This is a genomic window from Azospira inquinata, from assembly GCF_018905915.1.
Lineage (GTDB): Bacteria > Pseudomonadota > Gammaproteobacteria > Burkholderiales > Rhodocyclaceae > Azospira > Azospira inquinata.
Genome location: NZ_CP064782.1, coordinates 1,418,697 through 1,437,202, shown reverse-complemented (window position 1 = coordinate 1,437,202; position 18,506 = coordinate 1,418,697). Strand labels below are relative to the sequence as shown.

Here is an 18,506-nt window from a genome sequence, read left to right as displayed (position 1 = left end):
TCCGATTGCCGGAGCGTTCCCCATGCTTGCCACCCTGCGCCGTTGTTCCCCCCTTCTTCTCCTGGTCCTGGCCGCCCTGGCCCGGGCCGAGGACCTGCCCTTGCTTGAGGATGGGGAAAAGGCCCGGCTCCTGGGCCAGGCCCAGCAACTGGAAGAAGAGGCGGCCACCATGAAAAACGGGGCGGAAACCAAGTTCACCCAGGATCAGGAAGCCTGTTATCAGAAATTCCTGGTCAATGCCTGCATCTCGGACGCCAAAAAAGAACGGGTCAAGGTGATTCAGGTGGCCCGGGAAAAGGAAGCCCAGGCCCGGGCCATCCGCCGGGAAGCCAATGCCCGGGATCTGGCCACCCAGTCCGCCCGAAAGGCCGCTGACGCCCCCCGGGAAGCGGCCAAGACCGAAGAAAAGGTCCAGCAATTCCATGCGGAACAAAGCAAGGCGGAACAGGATCGCAGCCAGAACCAGGCCGACCTGCAACGCCGGACCCAGGAAGGCCACACCAAGGCGGTGAAAGACGCCCAGGACCGGGCCAAGCGCCTGGCCGAACATAACGAAGAAGTGGCCAAAGCCCAGGCCAAGGGCGGCAACGGTGCCACTCCGGAAGACGAAGTCCGGCAAAACGTGGCGGACCGGGAAAAACGGGTGGCGGAAAAGACCGCCAAGCGCCTGGCCAAGGAGCAACAGCAAGCCGCCGACAAGGCCGCCTGGGAGGCGGAACAGCGGCGGCGGGGGCAAGGGGAATAAGGGGCGTCGCCCTGGCCTGAGGAAAGGCTGCTGGGTGGCCGCCTTTGGGGGGCTACCTTTTGGTGAGGCAGTGATCCTAGCGGGAATTAGGTGGGGCGTGGCGTGTCCCCCGGGGAATGGGGGCATCGTGGGGACAATTGGCCTACGATTTTAGGGGCTCCGGGCTCCGGGCTCCGGGCTCCGGGCTCCGGGCTCCGGGCTCCGGGCTCCGGAAGCGAGGTGCGAGGTGCGAGGTGCGAGGTGCGAGGTGCCTCGGACGCGGGAGGCTAAGTTTCCGCTGTGTTCCGCCGCTGACCGGCGGACGTACTTTTCTTGTCTTGCCAAGAAAAGTAGCCAAAAGAAGGCGCCCCCGGTTTGTCGCCCCTACGGGGTTCCCTGCGCTACTCGCTTGCGGCGGGGGCTGCGGAACTCGGCCCTACGGGCCTCAGACAGTCCTCGCCCTTTTCCCGCCGCAAGCTCCGTTGCTCGGCGACAAACAGGGGCAAAAGAACGCTGAGGAGGCTGAGGGTAAAAACGCGATACCTTAGGTATAGACAAATTTCTATTAAATGGCGGACGGGAATATGTCACCAATACAGTCTAAGGATTGGCTTAATTCAACTCAGTCTCTTACTGTAAATTGCTGGCTCACCAATTTACTACCACTATTTGCCTCGCAAAACTCGAATTCATTGTTCAATCAATCCTGATGATTGCTTTTGCGCAGCCTGAGGTATGTATCAATCCGAATAATTAAATAAATAATAAAAATAACTATTCCCAGAAACGCAAAAAACCAAAACAGATAGACGCTTATCCCGTTCTTTATCCGCGAATATTCCTGAACAGACTGCTCGAACGAGCGAAGCACAAGGGAATTGCTCGAGATTTTATAACAAGAGTATCTCTTGGTTGGCCAGAAACTATTGTTGGGGTACATCCAAATCTCACCGCTTTGACCAGCCAGCCAATGAACTATTGCTGTTTGTAATCCACGGCTTTCTAATATTTTTGTGTCCAATTTATTTAGTATTTGCGCGTAATCTGCAGGTTCCCTCCCCAAACAATTTGAGTAATCCAGCGGCTCACAGTTACATCTATGTACTACCCCTTGCTTATCCATGATGCCGATATCAAACAAGCTGCCTCTTCTATATGTTTCCCCAGTGTCAACAAAGATTCCAGAGATGCGGCTTACCTTTTCTATGCTTGGAATTTCCATCCGAATAGCTGTGATGGTATTGTTTATTCCATTAAAAATAAGTAGGAAAAATGATAGCCATAGAAGCGAATTGAGATTAAAGAAGAGTGGTCGAACAATAAACAGAAAAAAACGAAAAAATTCCTTTATTACTGTCAATTATCGTCCTCCTACGGCAGTATCGAGATGCTTTGTCTCCGCCATGAATCCAGGTCTTCAAATCGCAGTTTTGCGTTGGGTTCGATCTTTAGATTAACGCCCTAGCTAGCTAGAAAATAAATCCCTGCTTGTATGAAGGCCAGAGTAATTAATATAACGAGATTGCCTCTATGTTGCTTGCAACGCAATGAGTTTGGATAAGCCTGGGATTGTATAAGCAAGCAGGCTGCCCTTTAGTCCTTGGCCTGAAATTTTGGTGAATACGTTGGATATTGCCGGTTTGCTATATTTGTATTGCGTAATACCTGGAAAGGCGCCTATCAGTGGGTCACCGCAAATAGATTCAAAATAACTACTCCAGCGACAATCAGGGCGATGCCCAGGATGGCGGCTAGGTTGAGGGCTTGGCCGTAGAGTATCCAGGCGATGAGGGCGATGAGGGCGATGAGGACGACGCCGGCGCCGGACCAGATGGCGTAGGCCACGCCCACCGGGATGGTTTTCAGGGTGAGGGAAAGGCAGTAGAAGGCGGCGGCGTAGCCCAGGACCACTACGGCGGAGGGGCCCAGGCGGGAAAAGCTTTCTGAGGCTTTGAGGGCGGAGGTGGCAATGACTTCGCTCACGATGGCTACCATTAGAAATACCCAGTGCATTGGTGTTCTCCTCGAGGTGGGGCGATAAGAATCCGGGGATAAATCCAGGCCAGAGTTTATGCCAAATCGGTGATCCCGATGGGGGCCCGATTCCTGCGGAGAGGGAACGCTGGGTGGGGCGGCAGGGGGAAGGGGTGATTGTTCGGGTCGTTCGCCCAAGGATTCTTCTGCCCAGGGGTACGGGGGCCTGGGCCCTATCCGGTAGATGCCCCGAGTCTCGTTGCACCCGCCCCCCGGGCTTTGATGTCCCGGCTGCGGTGCTTGGGGGCTGGGTAGTCTCTTAACTGTCCGCCAAAAAATGCCCCCAGACCCAATACCGGGGCCCTTCTTCGCAGCCGCCCGGTGGGATTCCGTGCTGGCCGTCCTTTTCCCAGCCCTCTGCTGCTAAACCCAATAAAAACGGGCCTCCCCCAGGTTGTCCTGGGGAGAGGCCCGTTCTGTGCCGTGGGGCGCCCTGGGGCGGTTTTATTCGATGCCCTGGCTGGAGAGGTATTCCTCGTAGGTGCCCTTGTAATCCACCAGGCCGCTGGGCTTCACTTCGATGATCCGGGTGGCCAGGGAGGAGACGAATTCCCGGTCATGGGAGACGAACACCAGGGTGCCCTTGAAGAGGTCCAGGGCGGTGTTGAGGGATTCGATGGATTCCATGTCCAAGTGGTTGGTGGGTTCGTCCAGCACCAGTACGTTGGAGCGCAGCAGCATGAGCTTGCCGAAGAGCATGCGGCCCTGTTCGCCCCCCGAGATGACCTTGACGGACTTTTTCACCTCGTCCCCGGAGAAGAGCAGGCGGCCCAGGGTGCCCCGGATCAAGGTTTCCACGTCGCCCCCTTCGTAGCCCCCCATGCGCACCCATTCGGTGATCCAGTCGGCCAGGCTCGTGTCGTCGGCGAAGTCGGCGGCATGGTCCTGGGCGTAGTAGCCCAGGCGAGCCTTTTCCGCCCATTTAATCTGGCCGTGCTGGGCTTGCAGCTGGCCCATGAGCAGCTTCAGCAGGGTGGTTTTCCCCGCCCCGTTTTCCCCTATCACCGCCACCTTGTCGCCAGCGTCGATGGTGCAGGTGAAGTTCTGAATCACGGGCTGGGCCGGGTCGTAACCGAAGTTCAGGTTTTCGATTTCCACAGCCTGACGGTGGAGCTTGTCCTTGTCGTCGTACTCGAAGCGAATCCAGGGGTACTGGCGGGAAGAGGGCTTCATGTCTTCCGGCTTGATCTTGTCGATCAGCTTCAGGCGGCTGGTGGCCTGCTTGGCCTTGGACTTGTTGGCGGAGAAGCGGCGCACGAAGTCCTGCAACTCGGCCACCCGTTCCTTGGCCTTGGCGTTGGCCTGCTGCTGCCGTTCCCGGGCCTGGGTGGAGGCTTCCATGAAGTCGTCGTAGTTGCCCGGGTAGAGGGTGATCTTGCCGTAGTCCAGGTCGGCCATGTGGGTACAGACCTGGTTCAGGAAGTGGCGGTCATGGGAAATGATGACCATGGTGGAATTGCGCTCATTGAGCACGTCTTCCAGCCAGCGGATGGTGTTGATGTCCAGGTTATTGGTGGGTTCGTCCAGGAGCAGGATGTCCGGATTGGCGAACAGGGCCTGGGCCAGCAATACCCGCAGCTTCCAGCCCGGGGCCACTTCCCGCATGGGGCCGTTGTGCTTGTCCGTGGGGATACCCACCCCCAGGAGCAGCTCCCCGGCCCGGGCTTCCGCCGTGTAGCCGTCGTATTCCGCGAACTTGCCTTCCAGTTCGGCGGCCTTCATGTAATCCTCTTCCGTGGCCTCCGGATTGGCGTAGATGGCGTCCTTTTCCTGCATGCAGGCCCACATTTCCTCATGGCCCATGAGTACCACGTCCAGCACCCGCATGTCCTCGTAGGCAAACTGGTCCTGGCGCAGATAGGCCATGCGTTCGTGGGTATCCTTGGAAACGTTGCCCCCGGTGGGTTCCAGCAGGCCGCAAAGGATTTTCATGAAGGTGGATTTACCCGCCCCGTTCGCGCCGATAAGGCCGTAGCGGAATCCTTCGCCAAACTTGACGTTGACGTTTTCAAACAGGGGCTTGGCCCCGAACTGCATGGTGATATTGGCGGCGACGAGCATGGGTGTCCTTGGAGAGGGGGCGAGGATGGCCTCCTCGGAGCGTTACAGCACGGCCCCGGAAGGAATGGGGGCGGGGGCGGTGCGGAAAAGCACCGGGGGCGGTCAAGCCGCCCCCGGATCAAGCCAGAATCGGGTCCGGGCTTACTTGCCGGCGCCCAGGGCGGGCTTGTTACGGGAAGAGCATTCGGCGGCGTAGACGGCCTTGCGAACTTCCTTGGAGCTGCTCAGGAACAGGCGCTTGGCGGCCTTGGACAGGCAGCGGCGTTCCAGGGTGGAACGACGGGTACGGTTGGAGGTGGAAGCCATTTGAATTCTCCAGATCTGACGAAAGTTGGATATTGGGGCCTGGATTTTAAAGGTTTTTTGCCCGTCTGGGGACTCCGGACGGGGGAATTTGGAGCAATTTCCTTGCCCGGCAGGGCAAAAAAAGGGCGTGGGGAGCCTATCCACGGCCCTTTCCCGGTCCGGACGGAATCTTTTGCCCCGCCCCCGGTCCACTGGCCCTAAGCTTTCTGCCCGACCCGACCCGACCCGACCCGACCCGACACCGACACCGACACCGACACCGACACCGACACCGACACCGACACCGACACCGACACCGACACCGACACCGACAGCCGTCCCGAGGCCCCTACCCTTGCCTCTTCGCCCCCGGCGGCGCCTGGGCGGTATGGATTGGCGCTCCCGGGCCGGTGGGGAGCGCACCGGTTTGGTAAGATTTGTCTTTTACCCTGGGCCTTCCGACCCATCGTCTGGAGGTTGCCCGTGGAGACGCATCCCATGGTTCCCCATCTCACCACCGCCCTCTCCGGCCCCCTGCTGGAACTGGAGAAGGCTTTCCTCGACAACAGCACCCGCATTGAACAATGGCTGCGGGGCCAGTGGCTGGAGCACACGCCGCCTTTCTACGCCTCCGTGGATTTGCGCAACAACGGCTACAAGCTGGCGCCGGTGGATACCAATCTGTTCCCCGGCGGTTTCAATAACCTGAACCCGGCCTTTCTGCCCCTCTGCGTCCAGGCCACCATGTCCGCCGTGGAGCGCCTGTGTCCGGAAGCCCGGGATTTGCTGCTAATTCCGGAAAACCACACCCGCAACCAGTTCTACCTGCAAAACGTGGCCACCCTGGCCACCATCCTGCGCCAGACGGGCCTGAATGTGCGCCTGGGCACCCTGATTCCTGAAATCACCGAGCCTACCCCCATCGACCTGGAAAACGGCCAGCGCCTGCTCCTGGAGCCCCTGGTGCGCAGCCAGTACCGGCTCGGCCTGAAGGATTTCGATCCCTGCGCCATTCTGCTTAACAACGATTTGTCGGCTGGGATTCCGGACATTCTCAAAGACCTGAACGAGCAGTTTCTCCTGCCCCCCCTCCACGGAGGCTGGGCGGTGCGCCGCAAATCCCACCATTTCGCCGCCTACGATGAGGTGGCCCGGGCCTTCGGGGAGGCCCTGGGCCTGGACCCCTGGCGCATCAACCCCTATTTCAGCGTCTGCAACCAGATCAATTTCCATGAGCGCCAGGGGGAAGACTGCCTGGCCGCCAACGTGGATATGCTCCTCACCCGCATCCGGGAAAAGTACCGGGAATACGGCATCGACGAGACCCCCTTCGTGGTGGTCAAGGCCGACGCGGGCACCTACGGCATGGGGGTGATGACGGTGCGGGACGCCTCCGAGGTGGTGGGCCTGAACCGCAAGCAGCGCAACAAAATGAGCGTGATCAAGGAAGGTCTGGAAGTCTCCGAGGTAATCATCCAGGAAGGGGTGCATACCTTCGAAACCGTGGATGACGGAGTGGCCGAGCCGGTGGTCTATATGATGGACCGCTATGTGGTGGGCGGCTTCTACCGGGTCCACGGCAGCCGCAGCCGGGACGAAAACCTCAACGCCCCGGGCATGCACTTCAAGCCTTTGGCTTTCGAGACCTGTTGCAACCAGCCGGAACACGCCCTGGGGCCCGATGCCCCTCCCAACCGCTTCTACGCCTATGGCGTGGTGGCCCGTCTTGCCCTCCTGGCCGCCTCGGTGGAACTGGAGCGCACCGCCCCTGAGGAGTAATCCCCATGCGTCTCGCCTTCATCGTCGATCCCCTGGCCGAACTCAAGGCCTACAAAGACTCCTCCGTGGCCATGATGCGGGCCGCGGAACGCCGGGGTCACGAAGTCTGGACCCTCCAGGCGGAAACCCTGCAATGGAGCCAGTCCGGCGGGGTACGGGGGGAGGCGGTGCGCCTCCGCACCCGGCCCGATGACCACGACTGGTACCGGGAGGCGGCCCAGGAAGGGGTGGCCCTGAAGGATTTCGATGGGGTGCTGATGCGCAAGGATCCCCCCTTCGACATGGAATACGTGACCGCCACCTGGCTCCTGGAACGGGCCGAGGCGGAAGGGGCCAAGGTCTTTAACCGGCCTCGGGCCCTGCGGGACCATTCGGAAAAGCTTTCCATTGCCGAATTTCCCCAATTCACCGTACCCACCCTGGTTTCCCGGGACGGGGCGGTGCTGCAACGCTTTATCGACGAGCAGCGGGACGTGGTGGTGAAGCCCCTGGACGGCATGGGGGGCAGCTCCATTTTTCGGGTCCATCGTTTTGAGCCCAACCGCAATGTGATTATCGAAACCCTGACCCAGCTGGGGCAGCGCACGGTCATGGCCCAGCGTTTTCTCCCGGAAATCGGGGAGGGGGACAAGCGCATTCTCCTGGTGGGGGGCAAGGTGGTGCCCTATTGCCTGGCGCGCATTCCCAAGGCCGGGGAAACCCGGGGCAATCTGGCCGCCGGGGGCACCGGGGTGGCCCGGGAACTCACCCCCCGGGACCGGCAGATTGCCGAAACCCTGGCCCCTATCCTGGCGGCCCGGGGGCTTTTCCTGGTGGGCCTGGACGTGATCGGTGACAGCCTCACGGAAATCAACGTCACCAGCCCCACCTGCATGGTGGAAATTCAACAGCAAACCGGCTTCGATGTGGCGGGCACGGTCATCACGGCCCTGGAACGGGCCTGGGGCGAAGCCTGACCGGTGCATGGCCCCGGAGCCGGGGTGCGGAGGTATGTGTGTGAGAAATACTGTTTTGGCGCCCTGCCGGGGCGGCGTCCGGTCCCCCTGGCGGGGCTTGCTGGCCGCTCTGACCGTGGCGGCGGGGGTGGCGCTGACCGCCTGTAGCCACGCTCCCGAACCCTATCGCCAGGAAGCCTACGTTTTCGGCACCCGGGTGGAGGTACTGGTGGCCGATCAGCCGGAGGCCCAGGCCCGTCCGGCGGTGGCTGCGGTGCTCCAGGAATTTGACCGGCTGCACCGGACCTACCACGCCTGGCAGCCCTCCGAGCTGACCCGGGTGAACCAGGCCTTCCAGAACGGCCAGGCCGTCCGGGTGTCCCCGGAAATGCGGGGGCTGGTGGCGGATGCCCAGACCATCGCTCGGAAGGGGGACTGGCTTTTCGATCCGGGGATCGGCCGCCTAGTGCAGGTGTGGGGCTTCCACAATGACGAATTCCGTCCCCAGCTGCCGGACATGGCCCGGGTCTCCTTCCTCGCCGCTGCCCATCCCTCCCTGCAAAGGGTGCAGATCCGGGGCGATAAGCTCTATTCCCCCAACCCGGCGGTGGCCCTGGATTTCGGCGGCTACCTGAAGGGGGTGGCTCTGGACCGGGCCGCAGCCATGCTCAAGGCCCGGGGCATCCACCATGCCCTGATCAATATCGGCGGCAATGTGCTGGCCCTGGGGGACAAGCATGGGGAGCCCTGGCGGGTGGGGATTCAGCATCCCCGCAAGCCGGGCCCCATGGCCACCCTGGAATTGCACGACGGGGAAGCCATCGGCACCTCCGGGGATTACCAGCGATTTTTCGAGGTGGGGGGCAAACGCTACTGCCATCTCCTGGACCCCCGCACCGGCCATCCGGCGGAAGGGACGGAAGCGGTGACTGTGCTCATTCCCCCCGGTCCCCACGCGGGCGCCTTGTCCGATGCGGCTTCCAAGCCCCTGTTCATCGGCGGCCCCAGCCAGTGGCTGCGCCTGGCCCGGCAACTGGGGGTGAGCCAGGCCCTGCGGGTGGATGCCAGTGGCAAGGTCCAGGTGACCCGGGCCCTGGATGACCGGATCAAGTTCGAGAGTGGCGTGGATACGGAAGTCGTGGGACCATGATGGTTTCCCGGCGGGGCGGACGCCCCGGAAGCCCTGGCTTCCCCGCCCCGCCTGCGATGTTTGAGCGGAATTCACCCAGAATAAAATGCAGACAGGAATCCTGATAATTGCCCACGGCCAGCTGGGCCAAGTGTTGATCGACTGTGCCAGTCACATCCTGGGCCGCACCCCGGAGCGCCTGACGGCCCTTTCCGCCGGTCATGACGAGCCCCGGGAGGCCTTTCTGGCCCTGGCCCGGCGGGAGATTGGGGTCCTGGACGAGGGCAATGGGGTCCTCATCCTCACCGACCTGTTCGGCGCCACTCCCTCCAATTTCGCCCGGGAGCTGATTCATTCGGGCAAGGTGGCGGCCCTGGCCGGGGTGAGCATGCCTATCCTGCTGCGTGCCCTCAATGACCGTAATTTGCCCGCCGCCCCCCTGGCGGCCCGGGCCCTGACCGCGGCCGTGGAATGCACGGCCATCCTGGAATAAGCCTTTCCCCCGACGCCGACAACGCGGAGATGCCATGAGCCAGACCTGCCGTAACGAAGTGGAAATCGTCAATAAGCTGGGGCTACACGCCCGAGCTTCGGCCAAGCTGACCCAACTCGCCAGCAAATTTTCCTGCCAGGTGTGGATGGAACGGAATGGTCGCCGCATCAACGCCAAAAGCATCATGGGGGTGATGATGCTGGCCGCCAGCAAGGGTTCCAAGGTGTTGCTGGAAACCGAGGGCCAGGACGCCCAGGAGGCCATGGACGCCCTGGTGGCCCTGATCGCCGACAAGTTCGGGGAGGGCGAGTGATGCCCTTGGCCACGGCCAGCCAGCACGTCAGTTTTACCCTCCACGGTTTGGGCGTTTCCGGCGGCATCGCCATCGGCAACGCCCAGCTCATGTCCTACGCCACCCTGGAGGTGGCCCACTTGGTGTTGAATCCCCGCCAGATCGAGAAAGAGCTGGCCCGCTTTGACGCGGCGGTGGGGTCGGTGCGCCAGGAGCTGCTGGAATTGCGCCAGAACACGGAAGGCGCCCCGGCGGAACTGGGGGCCTTCGTGGATTTGCACGCCATGATCCTGGCCGATCCGGAACTGGCGGAGGCCCCCAAGAAAATCATCCGGGAACGGCGCTGCAATGCGGAGTGGGCCCTGGTGCAGCAGATGGAAGCCTTGGTGAAGCAGTTTGAGGCCATGGGCGACCCCTACCTGCGGGAACGCAAGGCGGATGTGATTCAGGTGGTGGAACGGGTGGTCAAGGTGCTCCTGGGCCGGCCCGGACGCACGACCCTGAAGCCCCGCAAGGGCCTGAAGACGGAAGAGCAGATTATCGTCGCCCACGATCTGGCTCCCGCCGACACCATCGGCTACAAGGACCAGCATTTCGCCGGTTTCATTACCGAAGTGGGGGGCGCCACCTCCCACACCGCCATCCTGGCCCGCAGCATGGCTACCCCGGCCATTGTGGGCCTGCCCCGGGCCCGGGACCTGATCCGGGACGGAGAACTGATTATCGTGGACGGCACCCGGGGCGTGGTGATCGTCAATCCGGATGACCGGGTGCTGGAGGAATACCAGCTGCGCAAGAGCGAGCTGGAACTGGAGCGGACCAAGTTAAAGCGCCTGAAGACAGCCCGGGCCACCACCATCGACGGGGTGGATATCGCCCTCTACGCCAATATCGAACTGCCCTCCGACGTGGAGGCGGCCAAGGAAGCGGGGGCCGAGGGCATTGGCCTGTTCCGTACCGAATTCCTCTACCTGAACCGGGGCGACATGCCCACGGAGGACGAGCAGTTCGAGGCCTACCGCAAGGTGCTGAAGGGCATGGAAGGCAAGCCGGTGACCATCCGCACCTTCGACCTGGGGGCGGATAAAAGCTTGGTGGATTTGGACCGGGTGAAAACCAATCCGGCCCTGGGTCTGCGGGCCATCCGCCTGCAACTGGCCGAGCCCAAGATGTTCCACACCCAGCTGCGGGCCATTCTCCGGGCCTCCCGTTACGGCAAGGCGAAAATCCTCATTCCCATGCTGGCCCACGCCCATGAGATTGACGCCACCCTGGTGGCGGTGCAGCAGGCCAAACAGAGCCTGCGGGAACAGAAACTGGCTTTCGACGAGGGCATTGAAGTGGGGGGCATGATCGAAATCCCCGCCGCCGCCCTGGCCATCGGCATGTTCCTGCGCCGCCTGGATTTTCTCTCCATCGGCACCAATGACCTGATCCAATACACCCTGGCCATCGACCGTTCCGACGAACAGGTGGCCCACCTGTACGACCCCCTGCACCCGGCGGTGCTCATGCTCATGGCCCATTCCCTCTACAGCGGGGAAAAGGCCGGGCTGCCCGTCTCCGTCTGCGGCGAGCTGGCCGGGGACCCGGCCATGACCCGCCTGCTCCTGGGCATGGGCCTGCGCATTTTCTCCATGCACCCCACCCAGATCCTGGAAGTGAAGCGGCAGATTCTGAAAAGTGACGTTTCCCTCCTGGGCCCGGTGGTGCGCAAAATCCTGCGCTACAACGAGCCCCAGAAAATCCGGGAACAGATCGAGAAAATCAACGTCTGACTTTGCAGGGCCCGGGCCGGAGCCGGTTTGCACCGCTCCCCGGGCTTGGTTATCATGCTGCTCTAGCGCCGATTTGAACCAACAGCTTGCGGGCGCTTAAAAAATGCGGCTAAAGCGGGACCGACGCCCTGTCCGAGCCGATCCTAGCTATCGCAACTCCGACAGGGCTTATTGTTTTCAGGAAAACGATGTCGCCAAAGCATTCCGTCGGCGCCGTGAGCCCCCAAAAGGCCCGGTTTGCCGAACCCATCCGCCTCGCCGGGGGCTTTGAATTGCCCGGCTACGATCTGGTCTATGAAACCTACGGCACCTTGAATGGGGATCACTCCAACGCGGTGTTGGTCTGTCACGCCCTGTCCGGCAGCCACCACGTGGCCGGCTATTACGCCGACAACCCCAAGAATGTGGGCTGGTGGGACAACCTGGTGGGCCCGGGCAAACCCCTGGATACGGATAAGTTTTTTGTGGTGGGGGTGAATAACCTGGGGGGCTGTTTCGGCTCCACCGGCCCCATGTCCCTCAATCCGGCCACCAGCAAGCCCTATGGGGCCGAATTCCCCGTGGCCACGGTGGAGGATTGGGTGGAAACCCAGGCCCGGTTGGCCGATCTGCTGGGCATTGAGCAGTGGGCGGCGGTGCTGGGGGGCAGCCTGGGAGGCATGCAGGCCCTGCAATGGACCCTGGCCTACCCGGACCGGGTGCGCCACGCCCTGATCATCGCCTCCGCCCCCAAGCTCACGGCCCAGAACATTGCCTTTAACGAGGTGGCCCGTCAGTCCATTCTTTCCGATCCGGATTTCCACGGCGGCAACTACTACGACCATGGCGTGGTGCCGGCCCGGGGCCTGCGCCTGGCCCGCATGGTGGGCCATATCACCTATCTTTCCGACGATCAGATGGGGGAAAAATTCGGCCGCCAGCTCCGGGAAGGGGTGCTCAAGTACAGCTACGACGTGGATTTTGAAATCGAATCCTATCTGCGCCATCAGGGGGATAAGTTCGCCGGCTTTTTCGACGCCAACACCTATCTCCTCACCACCAAGGCCCTGGATTACTTCGATCCGGCCCGGGAGTACGACGGCGACCTGAAGGCCGCCCTGGCCCGGGCCCGGGCCAATTTCCTCCTGGTCTCCTTCACCACCGATTGGCGTTTTGCGCCGGAGCGCAGCCGGGAAATGGTCTATGCCCTGCTCCACAACGGCCGCAACGTCTCCTACGGGGAAATCGACTGCAATGCGGGCCACGACTCCTTCCTGCTCACCGATCCCCAGTATCACGGGGTAATGCGCACCTACTTCCAGGGCATTAAGGTTTGAGGCGCCTACCATGACCAATAACGCAATCGACCGTTTTGACTTCGACGCCATCGCCAACTGGATCGCCCCCGGGGAACGGGTGCTGGATCTGGGCTGCGGCGACGGTTCCCTGCTGGGCTATCTGCGCGCCCAACGGGGCATTCGGGGCTACGGGGTGGAAATCGCCCCGGACAAGGTGCTGGCCTGCATGGCCAACGGGGTCAATGTGATTCAGACCAACCTGGATCAGGGCCTGGTGGAATTCGAGGACGGCTTTTTCGACCACGTCATCATGTCCCTCTCCCTCCAGACCGTGAAGCATACGGAGCGTCTGCTCCAGGAAATGCTCCGGGTGGGGGCGGAAGCCGTGGTGTCCTTCCCCAACTTTGCCTACTGGCGCCACCGGCAGGCCATTCTCAATGGCCGTATGCCGGTCTCCAAGGACTTGCCCTACCAGTGGTACGACTCCCCCAACGTGCGCTTTTTCACCATTGCGGACTTTGAGGCTCTGTGCCGGGAGCAGGGCATCGTCATCAAGGAGCTGAAGGCCTTCGATAACGGCAAGGAAGTGACGGAAGAACCCAATTTCCTCGCTAGCATGGCCCTCTGCCGCCTGGGACGGGCCTAAAATGGCGGACCTGGAGCCCCATCGCTTCAGGTCCGGCCCGGTGTGGGGCCCTGTCCCCCTGCCCTCTCCGGCCCCCAGGGGCCGGTTTTTCATGGGGCGCTCTCCTTGCCCTACCCGTCTTCCCCTTTTTCCCCAGCCCCGGGGCCCGGCGCCCCTTTCTGCTTCCTATGAATCCTGATTCCCCCACCGCCCCGTCTCCCTGGCGGGCCCTGTGCACCCGGCGCATGCTGGTCTGCGTTTTTACCGGCTTTACTTCCGGCCTGCCCCTCTACCTGCTCCTCAACCTCCTGCCCGCCTGGCTGCGCAGCGAGGGGGTGGATTTAAAGACCATCGGCTTTTTCGCCCTGGTCCAGTTTCCCTATACCTGGAAATTCCTCTGGTCCCCCTTCCTGGACCGCTTCGGCATTCCCTGGTTGGGCCGTCGCCGGGGCTGGATGCTGGTGACCCAGCTGGGCCTGCTGGGAGTGATCGGTGCCCTGGGCGGCCTGGCGCCCCAGACCCAGATGGGGGCCATCATGGCCCTGGCCGCCCTTCTGGCCTTCCTTTCCGCCACCCAGGACATCGCCCTGGACGCCTTCCGCCGGGAAATTCTGGGGGAAGCGGAACTGGGTCTGGGCAACTCGGTGCACGTCAATGCCTACCGGGTGGCGGGCCTGGTGCCCGGCTCCCTCTCCCTGATCCTGGCGGATCACCTGCCCTGGGCCCTGGTGTTCTGGATCACCGCCCTGTTCATGGTGCCGGGCATGGTCATGGCAGTGCTGGTGAAGGAACCCGCCGCCGGGGAAGGAGCGCCCCGCACCCTGCGTCAGGCGGTGGTGGAGCCGTTCCACGAATTCATCAGCCGCCAGGGCTGGCGCAGCGCCCTGCTAATCCTGTCCTTCATCTTCCTCTACAAGCTGGGGGACAGCCTGTGCACCGCCCTGGCCACCCCCTTCTATCTGGACATGGGCTTTACCAAGTCCCAGATCGGCCTCATCGCCAAACACGCGGGCCTCTGGCCGGCGGTGATCGGCGGGCTTCTGGGGGGCCTGTGGATGGTGCGCCTGGGGATTAACCGGGCCCTCTGGCTCTTCGGCGTGGTCCAGGTGGTGTCCATCCTGGGCTTTGCCTGGCTGGCCTGGCTCGGGCCCCACACGGACATCGGCCCGGCCCAGCAGGCCTCTCTGGCTTTGGTGATCGGCATGGAAGCCCTGGGGGTGGGCCTGGGCACGGCGGCCTTCGTGGCCTTTATCGCCCGCACCACCCATCCGGCCTATACGGCCACCCAGCTGGCTTTATTTACCAGCCTAGCGGCGGTGCCCCGGACCTTTATCAATGCCTCTGCCGGGGTGCTGGTAGATGACCTGGGCTGGACCACCTTTTTCCTGCTCTGCGCCCTTTTGGCCCTGCCGGGTATGGCCCTGCTGGTGAAAGTGGCCCCCTGGCGTCAGGAAGCTGCGCCCCAGGTGTGAGGGAAGACGCCAGGGGACGGGCGTTTAGGGCTCCAGAGGCGTGACCCGGCGCTGCCGCCGCCGATCTAGCCACCAGGCGTAGAAAGGCAGAATCAGGATTGAACCGGGCAGGATGAGGAGCAGCAGGTAGGGGGAAAGGCGGGACAGGCGGCGCAGTTGGCCGAGCAGTTGGCGCCGCTCTTCCGGCGTCCAGCTGGCCCCGTTGCGGGGCTTCATGAGCAGGGGCATGAGCCCCCGCATTTGCAGCATTTCCGTGAGAATCCGTTTGGCTTCCCGGCGTTGGGCGGCGATCAGCCATTGCCACCAATGCCGGGGACCGCTGCCGGAGTGGGCGCCCGGGTGGGAAGAGGGGTGGCCAGGCGCCATGGGAATTATTGGCCGGCCCCGTGGAGGGCCAGATCCAGACGCCGTTTCAGGCCCTGGTAGCCGCGCCAGAGAAAATAGCCCCGGCGCAGCCAGCGGAACATGCGTCGGGGACGCAGCACCACGCTGGCGGCCACGGCGGCGCTTACCGTGCCCGGGTGGTCTTGCAGCCAGTGCAGGCCCTTGGCCCCCTGGTCAGCCAAATCCAGAGTATTGCGTACCGGCCAGGAAAGCCGGGCCAGATCGTTCCGCTGGGCGGCGATACGGGCCCGCAGCTCCCCTCGCCGGGTGGCCAGTTCCAGGCGCCGGGGATTCACGGCTGCTGTTCCCGCTTGAGGGCTTCGATGTCCCGCCGCAATTCGTCCAGGCTGGCCGAGAAGAGGTTGGAGGGACGCCGGGAGAGGCGGAAAAAGCCCAGACCCAGGCCGATGCCACCGCCGAAGAAAATCAGGGAGGCCACGGCAAAGACCACGATCCGGCTTTCCCAGAAGGCGGCGGCCAGCAGGGCGACCAGCAGTACGATGCCGATGCCGAGAAAGACCATGGCGCCCACGGCCAGGATCAGCAGATTGGCGATACGCAGCTTTTCCTCCTCGAACTCCGTAGCCAGGAGTTCGAGGCGGGTGCGGCCCATGGCGACCAGGGTCGCCAGCAGGTTCTTCAAGGACTTGAAGAACCCTTCCCGTCCGGGATTTTGCTCAGGCATGGGTCGCGTTAGCGGCGACCGATGATGACGCCGAGGAGCAGACCCACACCGGCGGCGATGCCAACAGCCTTCCAGGGATTGTCATGGACGAAGTCGTCGGTCACCCGGGCAGCGGCCTTGGTCTTGTCGGCCAGGGCGGCTTCCGCGTCGGCCAGACGCAGCTTGGCGTCCCGCAGGCGGGCGGAAATCTTTTCCCGCAGTTCGGCGGCCTTTTCACCGGCTTGGCTGGCGGTGGCTTTCAGGATTTCTTCCGCATCGGCAACGACGACGCGCAGGTCTGAGACCAGTTTGTCCTTGGAGACGGCGGACAGATTGGAGAGTTCGGAAGCGGGGGTGCTCATGATTTATCCTCTTGAAGAAACGCCCGAAGGCTAGGTGATGCGTATTGGTTATGGTGCAGCGATGGTTCCAGCCCAAAGGTTAGCCGGACTGGGGCGCAAAAGCAACGCGCCAGGGCCGTCTGGCGGCGGGTTTGGGGGGAATTAGAGTACTACGGTCGCTTGCTAAGTGCATACAGCAGCCACTCCGCAATAGTGCCCATGAATTGAATAGCCGCCCTTGCTTCGGTATCGGTAACGTTTGGAAGCCAAGGACGACCGTGACCAGTACCTGCCTTATTTCGCAAGGCATTTACAGAACAGGCGAGATCAAACATGGCCCTTTCGATCCTTCGTTGAGGCGCCTCACCCGGCTGCACCGGATGCTGAGGAGTTACAAGCCCCATTGCTACGTAAGCTTGGCCTAAGAGACCTTCGAAGTTGGCTCCCCGGGGATAAGAGCCAGACTTTTCGACAAGAATGTGAGCGGCGGTTGCCTCAAGAAGATCTTTGCCCGTACCAGTGAGTAGAGCTGCGTCGTCAGCGCCGCGCTTGGCGCGGCGAACATAGGCCTGAAGTGCATCAGTAAGTGCGGCACCGGACAAGTTTTCAAGAACGACAGCGTGTAGTTCTCCATCGCTTGTTAGAACGAAGCCCTCGGTACGAAACGCAGCGGTTGCATTTTCGATGGCCTCGGAGCCGACGAAGTTGGGCGAGGCAGGCCGGAAGCCACCGCAGCCACGAACTAGGGAAATGATGTTTTCAATAAGAGACTCCCCAGCGGCAGCATTGTTCTTCAGTGCCCAATTGAGCGTGCCTCGCACTCGCTTGGCCTTTCCCACCAACTGACCTTGTGCTTTGGGATCGCCTGCCGTGAGCCGGGACCGTTGAATTTGAAACTCGATATCGGAGTGGCTAGGCTCGCGAGTCTCCGTTTGTGCGTCGTCTACGAGACGCGCCACGGCAATGATTACGGCATCAGTGAGCGGAGCGGGCATGGTGTAGTGCTCTAACGTCGGAGGTAACGGGTGCCCAAACAGGCGGCGAAGCCGTCTGTTTGGGCACCCCAGTTGACCGAAGTGTTATACATGGAATCCTTGAGGGTTTTGCCGATACCAATTAACTGCCTTGTTGACTTCGCCAACCCAAAACTCAGTGATTGCATCTTCTGATAGATTTGGCAGTGCCCCCAACGACTCCATCCATTCAAAGAAAATTTCGCTTGGTCTGTTTTCGATTAGGCCTGCGACGAGTGCACTAGCCATGAAGTCGTAATCGCGATACGACAAGAACGATAGATACCCTAATAGATCGCCAATAATTCTGCGATGAAGGCCATGCCAATTGTGCGTATCTATTTCGAATGGCTCGCCGTTGTTGACATTCGAAAACTGAAAACGAACACCAGCGACAAGATTTGAATATGAAATGAGAGACCGGTTAAGGCGCCCTGTTCTGGCAATGCGCTGGGCAAGCTCTTGCAAAGCATGCGCTTGATCATTTGGTGCATAGGCCCATTGCGTGTCTTCAAGGGCGGCAAGTACTTGGTTTCTTTTCATGACGTGCGAGCCCCAAATGTATAACTTGGAGTTGAGGGACCTCGCGCGGCTTTTCGCGCGAGGTCCCTCTCGAACGAAAGGTCAGAGATCGCGACCACCGCGCTTATCCGCAAGTGAAAACTTCTTTGGTGCTAGAAGGGAACGGTACTGGTCACGGACCTTCTCAAGCCCGATACCGAGCCTTTCAACGTCTTCGTGCTTCCACGTTTCCGGATTAACCCAATACTCGGATTTGTACTCGCAGATTCCAGCAAGTTCGCGATCTAAATGGCGTAAGGGAATTGCCGCAGCAGCCCAATAACGAGATAGCTGTGCTTCTACATCTAGATTTCGTGGCTTCCCGCTGTCAATGTCGCGGTAGTAAAGGAAGGTCTCATTCAGAGCATGTGAGATTGCGCGAAGGGCATTGTCTTGCATGTCCCGCCGAAGAGAGGACGCCTTTTCAAACGCGGGGATTAGCGCAATAAACTTTTCAACGACCCATTGCATCATGATGAGATCTCTAACGTAAAGTAGACGTCAATTTTGCAGGGTTTCACGGATTCGAGATGGATAACCTGGCGGCACATAATGATGCAATCAATTGTTTTTCAATTGGATTTCATTATTATGCCGGCCTACCTCTAGTCCTAAATATTCCGTCAAACCCTGCAAGCTCTGAAATCGTGCCAATGGCA

21 protein-coding genes and 1 riboswitch are annotated in these 18,506 nt (G+C 61.3%); of the genes, 10 read left to right on the top strand and 11 right to left on the bottom strand.

From position 1 onward, the window contains the following. The first annotated feature begins 22 nt into the window (after nt 1-22). Entirely contained in the window at nt 23-745 is a 723-nt protein-coding gene (locus Azoinq_RS06570; RefSeq protein WP_216130756.1) for a hypothetical protein, read from the top strand. 679 nt (nt 746-1,424) lie between these two features. Here the strand turns inward: Azoinq_RS06570 and Azoinq_RS06565 are convergent. The 4 genes from Azoinq_RS06565 to Azoinq_RS06550 all read right to left on the bottom strand — a co-directional run bounded on the left by Azoinq_RS06565 (nt 1,425) and on the right by Azoinq_RS06550 (nt 5,125). Then, nucleotides 1,425-2,084: a hypothetical protein gene (locus Azoinq_RS06565; RefSeq protein WP_216130758.1), complete on the bottom strand. Its 660-nt coding sequence runs from the start codon at nt 2,082-2,084 to the stop codon at nt 1,425-1,427. Nucleotides 2,085-2,404: 320 nt separating this feature from the next. Beyond that, a complete protein-coding gene (locus Azoinq_RS06560; protein ID WP_216130759.1) occupies nt 2,405-2,737 on the bottom strand; it encodes a DMT family transporter in 333 nt (110 codons plus the stop codon). A gap of 465 nt (nt 2,738-3,202) precedes the next feature. Further along, nucleotides 3,203-4,819, bottom strand: a complete 1,617-nt coding sequence (locus tag Azoinq_RS06555; RefSeq protein ID WP_216130761.1) for an ABC-F family ATPase — start codon at nt 4,817-4,819, stop codon at nt 3,203-3,205. A gap of 141 nt (nt 4,820-4,960) precedes the next feature. Beyond that, nucleotides 4,961-5,125 (bottom strand): hypothetical protein, encoded by a 165-nt coding sequence (locus tag Azoinq_RS06550; RefSeq protein WP_216130763.1) that lies wholly within the window; start codon nt 5,123-5,125, stop codon nt 4,961-4,963. Between the two features lie 477 nt (nt 5,126-5,602). On the opposite strand from Azoinq_RS06550, the gene gshA reads away from it, so the two are divergent. The 9 genes from gshA (at nt 5,603) to Azoinq_RS06505 (ending at nt 14,884) form a co-directional block, all read left to right on the top strand. Beyond that, on the top strand, nt 5,603-6,883 hold the full coding sequence (gene gshA, locus Azoinq_RS06545) for a glutamate--cysteine ligase (protein WP_216130765.1): 1,281 nt from the start codon (nt 5,603-5,605) through the stop codon (nt 6,881-6,883). Nucleotides 6,884-6,888: 5 nt separating this feature from the next. Next, entirely contained in the window at nt 6,889-7,839 is a 951-nt protein-coding gene (gshB, locus tag Azoinq_RS06540; RefSeq protein ID WP_216130768.1) for a glutathione synthase, read from the top strand. Nucleotides 7,840-7,873: 34 nt separating this feature from the next. Continuing rightward, entirely contained in the window at nt 7,874-8,968 is a 1,095-nt protein-coding gene (locus tag Azoinq_RS06535) for an FAD:protein FMN transferase (RefSeq protein ID WP_216130770.1), read from the top strand. A gap of 85 nt (nt 8,969-9,053) precedes the next feature. Continuing rightward, a complete protein-coding gene (locus Azoinq_RS06530) occupies nt 9,054-9,440 on the top strand; it encodes a PTS sugar transporter subunit IIA (RefSeq protein ID WP_216130772.1) in 387 nt (128 codons plus the stop codon). Between the two features lie 34 nt (nt 9,441-9,474). Then, complete coding sequence (locus Azoinq_RS06525) at nt 9,475-9,753, top strand: HPr family phosphocarrier protein (protein ID WP_216130775.1); 279 nt, start codon at nt 9,475-9,477, stop codon at nt 9,751-9,753. After that, a complete protein-coding gene (gene ptsP / locus Azoinq_RS06520) occupies nt 9,753-11,510 on the top strand; it encodes a phosphoenolpyruvate--protein phosphotransferase (RefSeq protein ID WP_216130777.1) in 1,758 nt (585 codons plus the stop codon). Before Azoinq_RS06525 ends, ptsP begins: the two co-directional genes overlap by 1 nt. 55 nt (nt 11,511-11,565) lie before the next feature. Further along, nucleotides 11,566-11,640: riboswitch (SAM riboswitch) on the top strand. Nucleotides 11,641-11,698: 58 nt separating this feature from the next. Then, nucleotides 11,699-12,826 carry a homoserine O-succinyltransferase MetX gene (metX, locus tag Azoinq_RS06515; RefSeq protein ID WP_216130780.1) on the top strand — a complete coding sequence of 376 codons (1,128 nt, stop codon included), beginning with the start codon at nt 11,699-11,701 and terminating at the stop codon, nt 12,824-12,826. Nucleotides 12,827-12,836: 10 nt separating this feature from the next. Further along, complete coding sequence (metW, locus tag Azoinq_RS06510) at nt 12,837-13,433, top strand: methionine biosynthesis protein MetW (RefSeq protein WP_216130782.1); 597 nt, start codon at nt 12,837-12,839, stop codon at nt 13,431-13,433. A 167-nt stretch (nt 13,434-13,600) separates the two neighbouring features. Further along, nucleotides 13,601-14,884, top strand: a complete 1,284-nt coding sequence (locus tag Azoinq_RS06505) for an AmpG family muropeptide MFS transporter (RefSeq protein WP_232368581.1) — start codon at nt 13,601-13,603, stop codon at nt 14,882-14,884. 24 nt (nt 14,885-14,908) lie between these two features. Here Azoinq_RS06505 and Azoinq_RS06500 read toward each other — a convergent pair whose 3' ends face one another. The 7 genes from Azoinq_RS06500 to Azoinq_RS06470 form a co-directional block, all read right to left on the bottom strand. Then, a complete protein-coding gene (locus Azoinq_RS06500) occupies nt 14,909-15,250 on the bottom strand; it encodes a hypothetical protein (RefSeq protein WP_216130784.1) in 342 nt (113 codons plus the stop codon). A 5-nt stretch (nt 15,251-15,255) separates the two neighbouring features. After that, complete coding sequence (locus Azoinq_RS06495; protein WP_216130786.1) at nt 15,256-15,564, bottom strand: YqjK-like family protein; 309 nt, start codon at nt 15,562-15,564, stop codon at nt 15,256-15,258. After that, a complete protein-coding gene (locus Azoinq_RS06490; RefSeq protein ID WP_216130788.1) occupies nt 15,561-15,953 on the bottom strand; it encodes a phage holin family protein in 393 nt (130 codons plus the stop codon). The genes Azoinq_RS06495 and Azoinq_RS06490 overlap by 4 nt, the downstream gene beginning before the upstream one ends. Before the next feature lie 8 nt (nt 15,954-15,961). Continuing rightward, nucleotides 15,962-16,294, bottom strand: a complete 333-nt coding sequence (locus Azoinq_RS06485) for a DUF883 family protein (RefSeq protein WP_216130791.1) — start codon at nt 16,292-16,294, stop codon at nt 15,962-15,964. A gap of 149 nt (nt 16,295-16,443) precedes the next feature. Beyond that, nucleotides 16,444-17,268 (bottom strand): abortive infection family protein, encoded by an 825-nt coding sequence (locus Azoinq_RS06480; protein ID WP_216130793.1) that lies wholly within the window; start codon nt 17,266-17,268, stop codon nt 16,444-16,446. Nucleotides 17,269-17,352: 84 nt separating this feature from the next. Beyond that, nucleotides 17,353-17,829: a hypothetical protein gene (locus Azoinq_RS06475; protein WP_216130795.1), complete on the bottom strand. Its 477-nt coding sequence runs from the start codon at nt 17,827-17,829 to the stop codon at nt 17,353-17,355. Nucleotides 17,830-17,910: 81 nt separating this feature from the next. Then, complete coding sequence (locus tag Azoinq_RS06470; RefSeq protein WP_216130797.1) at nt 17,911-18,321, bottom strand: hypothetical protein; 411 nt, start codon at nt 18,319-18,321, stop codon at nt 17,911-17,913. Between the last annotated feature and the right edge of the window lie 185 nt (nt 18,322-18,506).